The sequence below is a fragment of the Jatrophihabitans sp. YIM 134969 genome, from assembly GCF_054456675.1.
Genome location: NZ_JBTJEQ010000044.1, coordinates 33747 through 39832, shown reverse-complemented (window position 1 = coordinate 39832; position 6086 = coordinate 33747). Strand labels below are relative to the sequence as shown.

Below are 6086 nucleotides of genomic sequence, written 5' to 3'. Positions count from 1 at the left end.
GCCACGCGCCGCCCCCGGCGGGCGCGCCCCGGCCGGTGCTCCCGGCGCACCCGGAGCGGGTCCCCGTCCGGGTCCCCGTCCGGCCCCGCGGGTCGGCAACAACCCGTTCGGCGTCGGCAGCAACCAGCCGCCCCGCCCGGCTCCGCGTCCCGCGGGCCCCGGTGCTCCCGGTGGTGCTCCCGGCACCATGCCGCCGCGTCCCGGTGCCCCGCGTCCCGGTGGCACGGCCGGTCCCGGCGGTCCGCGTCCCAACCCCGGCATGATGCCGCCCCGGCCGAACCCCGGCATGATGCCGAACCGCCCGGCCGGCCCGGGTGGTCCCGGTGGTCGTGGTGCTCCGGGCCGTGGTGGCCCCGGTGGTGCGCCCGGTCGCGGTGGCCCCGGTGGTCGTCCCGGCGGCGGTGGCTTCCGCCCCGGCGGCGGTGGCCCCGGTGGTCCCGGTGGCCCCGGTGGGTTCGCCCGTCCCGGTGGCTTCTCCGGCCGTCCGGGTGGCGGTGGGCGTGGTCGTGGCGGCGGTGGCGCCCAGACCGCCGGTGCGTTCGGTCGCGCGGGAGGTCCGCCGCGTCGCGGCCGCAAGTCCAAGAAGCAGCGTCGTCAGGAGTTCGACAACCTCGCCGCGCCGAGCCTGGGTGGCGCGAACGTCCCCCGCGGCAACGGCGACGTCGTCCGGCTCCCGCGCGGTGCGTCGCTCGCCGACTTCGCCGACCGCATCGACGCCAACGCGGCCGCGCTGGTCACCGTGCTGTTCCAGCTCGGTGAGATGGTCACGGCGACCCAGTCGGTCAACGAGGAGACCCTGCAGCTGCTGGGTGCCGAGCTGAACTACACCGTCCAGGTCGTCTCGCCCGAGGACGAGGACCGCGAGCTGCTCGAGGGCTTCGACCTCGTCTACGGCGAGGACGAGGGCGACGACGCCGACCTCGTGGCCCGTCCGCCGGTCGTCACCGTCATGGGTCACGTCGACCACGGCAAGACGCGCCTGCTCGACGCGATCCGCAAGACCAACGTCGTGGCGGGTGAGGCCGGCGGCATCACCCAGCACATCGGCGCCTACCAGGTCCACGTCGAGCACGAGGGCGAGGACCGCGCGATCACGTTCATCGACACCCCGGGTCACGAGGCGTTCACCGCCATGCGTGCCCGCGGTGCCCAGACCACGGACATCGTGGTGCTGGTGGTCGCGGCCGACGACGGCGTGATGCCGCAGACCATCGAGGCGTTGAACCACGCCCAGGCGGCCGACGTCCCGATCGTCGTCGCGGTGAACAAGATCGACAAGGAGGACGCCAACCCGGCCAAGGTGCGCCAGCAGCTCACCGAGTACGGACTGGTGGCCGAGGAGTACGGCGGCGACACGCTGTTCGTCGACGTCTCCGCGCGGTCGAACCTCAACATCGACGGCCTGCTCGAGGGCATCCTGCTCACGGCCGACGCGTCCCTGGACCTGCGGGCCAACCCGCACCAGGACGCCGAGGGTGTCGCCCTCGAGGCACACCTGGACCGCGGTCGCGGTCCGGTGGCCACGGTGCTGGTCACCCGCGGCACGCTGAAGGTCGGCGAGTCGGTCGTGGCGGGCGACGCGTTCGGTCGCGTCCGCGCCATGCTCGACGAGAACGGCGACCAGATCCAGGAGGCCGGGCCGTCGCGTCCGGTGCTGGTCCTGGGTCTGACCTCCGTGCCGGGTGCCGGCGACTCGCTCATGGTGGTCGACGAGGACCGCATCGCGCGGCAGATCGCCGACCGTCGGCAGACGCGGGAGCGCAACGCGCAGCTCGCGTCGGCGCGTCGGCGGATCTCGCTCGACGACCTCGACGCCGCGCTCGCCGAGGGCAAGGTCGACTCGCTCAACCTCATCCTCAAGGGTGACGTGTCGGGTTCGGTCGAGGCCCTCGAGGACGCGCTGCTCAAGATCGAGGTCGGCAACGAGAACGAGGTGTCGCTGCGGGTCATCGGCCGTGGTGTCGGCTCGATCACCGAGAACGACATCAACCTCGCGATCGCGTCGGACGCCGTGGTCATCGGCTTCAACGTCCGGACGGAGGGCCGCGCGCAGGCCCTGTCCGAGCGTGAGGGCGTCGACATCCGGTACTACACGGTGATCTACCAGGCCATCGACGAGGTCGAGGCTGCACTCAAGGGCATGCTCAAGCCCGAGTACAAGGAGGCGCAGCTCGGTACGGCGGAGGTCCGCGAGGTCTTCCGGGTGCCGAAGATCGGCAACGTCGCGGGTTCGATCGTGCGGTCGGGCACCATCCGGCGCAACACGAAGGCCCGTCTGCTGCGCGACGGCACGGTCATCGCCGAGAACCTCACCATCGAGTCGCTGCGCCGGTTCAAGGACGACGCCACCGAGGTCCGCGAGGGCTTCGAGTGCGGTATCGGCCTCGGGTCGTACAACGACATCAAGGTCGAGGACGTCATCGAGACCTACGAGATGCAGGAGATCCCGCGCACCTGAGCGGTCCGCGCGGGATCGACGTACGGAGCGACGGATGGTCACCGGGGTGCTGGTCTGCGACCTGCTCCTCGGTGACGTCCGTTCGCTGAAGGACAAGCGCGGCGTGGTGCGGCCCATCGTGGCCGCGCTGCGCCGTCTCGACGTCGCCGCGGCCGAGACCGGCGCGGTCGACCTCCACCGCCGCACCGAGATCGGCGTGGCGGCGGTGGGCAACGACCACACGCACGTGCGCGAGGTGCTCGAGGCCTGCGAACGTCTGGTCGCGGGCCGTCCCGAGGTCGAGCTGCTCTCGACCCGGCTGCGGGTGTTCGACGACGACGACCTGTCGTCGTAGCGACGAGTCAGGGAGAGGGACATGGCCGACGAGGCACGGGCCCGGCGGATGGCCGGGCGGATCCAGCAGATCGTCGCCCACGGGTTGGAGACGCAGGTCAAGGACCCCCGGCTGGGCATGGTGACGGTCACCGACGTCCGCGTCACGGGCGACCTGCACGACGCCACCGTGTTCTACACGGTGTGGGGCGACGAGGAGGCCCGGGCCGACAGCGCGGCGGCGCTGGAGTCGGCCAAGGGGCGGCTGCGCTCCGAGGTGGGCCGGCAGACCGGGGTGAAGTTCACGCCCACGCTGACGTTCGTGCTCGACGCCGTGCCCGACGTCGCCCGTGAGGTCGACGAGTTGCTGGCCCGGGCCGAGCAGGCCGACCGCGAACTCGCGGCGCGCCGCGAGGGTGCGACCTACGCCGGCGACGCCGACCCCTACAAGAAGCCGCGGGTCGCGGACGACGACGACGACCTGTGACGTCCGCGCGGCTGTCGTTGCACCCTGCAACGGTCGACGACTGGCCGGAGATCTGGCCGGTCTGGCACGAGGTCGTCGCCGCCGGCGACACGTACACCTACCCGCGTGACTCGACCTCGGCCGTGGCCGAGCAGTCGTGGTTGCGCGGCGGCGACCGCGACGAGACGTGGCTCGCCCGTCTCGACGGCCGGGTGGTGGGGACCTACCACCTCGCGCCGAACCAGGCCGGCCCCGGCGACCACGTCGCCAACGGGTCCTACATGGTCGACGCCGCGGTGCGTGGCCGAGGCCTCGGCGCCGTGATGGTGGTGCACAGCCTGCACCGGGCGGCCGACCTGGGGTTCCTCGGCGTGCAGTTCAACGCCGTGGTGGCCACGAACGTCGGTGCGATCGCCCTCTACGAGCGGCTCGGGTTCGACCGGGTCGGGCTCGTCCCGGGCGCCTTCCGGCACCCGGAGCACGGCCGGGTCGACCTCGTGGTGATGTACCGGGAGCTCGTCGACCTCCCGCCGCTGCCCGAGCAGCACCCACGCTGACGACGAACGGGCCCGCTCGACCGGAGCGGTCGAGCGGGCCCGTCGTCGTGTCAGCAGGGAACGCGTCCTAGAAGCGGTCCGCCTTCACCACGACGGCCTTGGCGGCCGCCGCGCCGCCGCCGCCGGGCTGGACGACCCCGTTGACGGTGAGGGTGTAGTTCGCCGGCGTCTGGTACTGCTCGGTCGGCTCGTCGTACCCGACGATCGCGACCACCCGCGGGTAGGTCGCGAGCTTGGCCCGCACGCTGTCGGACAGCGTGTAGTCGAAGCCCGACGCCGAGGTGACGAAGGCCTTCCTCCCGGCCGCGTCGAGGCCGATCAGCTGCAGGTTCCAGCGGTAGACCGGCGTGGCGCGGACCTCGCTGGGCGAGTCGAACGGCTCGAGCGAGCTGCCGTTGCTGACCACGGTGCCGCCGACCTCGACGTCGTCGACGTACCAGCCGCCGTCGTTGACGCCGCCGTCGCTGACGTACTGGAACCCGATGAGGACCTTCTTGCCGGCGTAGGCCGTCAGGTCGAAGGTCTGCTCCTCGAAGGCCTCGGCGTCACCGTTGAACGACGGGCCGAGCGGCCCGGGGACGGTGTTGGCGTTGGCGAGCGGCTTGTAGGTCTTGCCGCCGTCGGTCGAGATCACGGTGTACGCGTAGTCGTAGCCCTCCTCGGCCAGGTGCAGCTCGGAAAAGGTCAGCGTGGGCTCGGCCTTGGGCACGGTCACCGACGTCACCGCGGTGACGTTGCTGTTGCTGGCGTTGCCCGACCACAGCACCGGGTTGTCCTCGCGGCCCGGGGCGTTGCGGGCGATCTTCCACGCCAGCGCCTGCGGGGTGAGCGTGGTCGCGCCGCTGAACGTCACCTTCTTCAGGTCCTGACCGGTGAGGTAGAGGCCGCTGGCGGCCCGCAGCCCGACGTAGTCGGCACCGTTCGCCGGCGCACCCGCGTCCGCGTAGGACTCGGGGTTGCCCAGGTTGACCGTCGCGTTGAGGCTGCTCGAGGTGACCCGCTTCTTCGCGATGCCGGTCACCGTCGCGTTCCCGAAGTCCACGAAGCGGTCGACCAGGTCCATGGCCTGGAAGTCGTGGACGACCTGGTAGACGTCCGTCCCCGGGGCGTAGCCGTCGAGGGCGTGCTGGATCCCGACCAGGCCCTGGTCCGCGCCGTCGCGGTGCAGGGTGCTCATGAAGCCCGTGCCGTAGTGGTCGGCGAGGTAGAGCATGAACGACCAGGCGATGCCGTAGTCGGCGAGGATCTTGTCGTCGCCCTGGTCACCCCAGAGCGTCAGCGAGTCCTCGGGTCCACCGCAGGCCCGGGGGTTGGGGTTGTACGGCGTCTCCACGGTGCCGAAGCCCTGGTGGCAGTAGATGTGCGACTCCGCCCGCGGCTGGGCGACGGTGCGGTTCGCGAGGCCGTAGCCGACCAGCGAGATCGCGTAGTCCGACAGACCCTCGTTGACGAAGTTGACCTCGTCGGGGTCGGTGTAGCTCTGCAGCAGGTGCTGGTACTCGTGGGCGAACGTGCCCTCGTAGAGGAACGGACGCGCCGGACGGCTGGTGCAGACGTCGTCGGTCGGCTCGTTCGGCGGGTTCGCACCGGTGCGGTGCAGCCAGTCGTAGGCGTCGATCGTCATGACGTTGCGGTCCATCAGGTCGTTGAACTGCGACGAGAAGAACCCGGCGATGTAGGTCGGCGCCTCGACCGGGCCGAGGTAGTAGCTGTCGTCGCGGACGTTGTCTACCAGGGTGACGGTCTTGTCGCCGTCGCCGCTGCTGTCCAGACCCGGGATGGTGTTCTCCGAGCCGTCACGCTCGGGCGCCACGCTGAACGCCTGGGACTCCTTGGGCAGCATGACGGTGTCGAACTGCTCGGCGAGGTACTCGGCCTGCGCCCTGGTGACGGTCGTGGTGCCGGGGACCGCGCTGCGGCAGTCGCCCGACGGGTACGCGGTGTTGTTCGCGACCCAGACCTCGATGTTCGACCCGACGGCCTTGAGCGTGTAGTTCTTCAGGTACAGCTCGCCGTTGTAGTCGTCCAGCGCCAGGTACTTGCGGACCGTGCCCACCGGCGGGGTCGGACCGCTCGGCGCCGTGGTCGCGCCCGACTTCGCGACCGGCAGCTTCGCGGTCGACCAGCTCTTGCCCGGGGCGACGTGGCGCGCCTGCTCGGCGGGAGCGGCGCTGGGCGCGACGGCCGGCGCGGGCTTCGCGGCGGCCGGGACGGCCACCACGACGCCTGCGGCGAGCACGGCGGTCACCGGCAGGGCGAACGCGCGGGCGCGCCTCGTCCTCCGTGTGCCGGT

Annotated in this window: 5 protein-coding genes; 4 read left to right on the top strand and 1 reads right to left on the bottom strand. The window is 71.7% G+C overall.

All coding sequences use genetic code 11. From position 1 onward, the window contains the following. From infB to ACXR2U_RS19070, 4 genes are all read left to right on the top strand, one after another. On the top strand, positions 1–2458 hold a 2458-nt coding region (gene infB, locus ACXR2U_RS19085), incomplete at its 5' end, for a translation initiation factor IF-2 (protein WP_458826660.1). Between the two features lie 34 nt (positions 2459–2492). Next, positions 2493–2792 (top strand): DUF503 domain-containing protein, encoded by a 300-nt coding sequence (locus ACXR2U_RS19080; protein WP_458826659.1) that lies wholly within the window; start codon positions 2493–2495, stop codon positions 2790–2792. Positions 2793–2813: 21 nt separating this feature from the next. After that, positions 2814–3257, top strand: a complete 444-nt coding sequence (rbfA, locus tag ACXR2U_RS19075; protein ID WP_458826658.1) for a 30S ribosome-binding factor RbfA — start codon at positions 2814–2816, stop codon at positions 3255–3257. After that, positions 3254–3793, top strand: coding sequence for an N-acetyltransferase family protein (locus ACXR2U_RS19070; protein WP_458826657.1), 540 nt, complete (start codon positions 3254–3256; stop codon positions 3791–3793). Before rbfA ends, ACXR2U_RS19070 begins: the two co-directional genes overlap by 4 nt. 67 nt (positions 3794–3860) lie before the next feature. Here the strand turns inward: ACXR2U_RS19070 and ACXR2U_RS19065 are convergent, their stop codons facing one another. Beyond that, positions 3861–6041, bottom strand: a complete 2181-nt coding sequence (locus ACXR2U_RS19065) for a peptidase M6 immune inhibitor A (protein WP_458826656.1) — start codon at positions 6039–6041, stop codon at positions 3861–3863. Between the last annotated feature and the right edge of the window lie 45 nt (positions 6042–6086).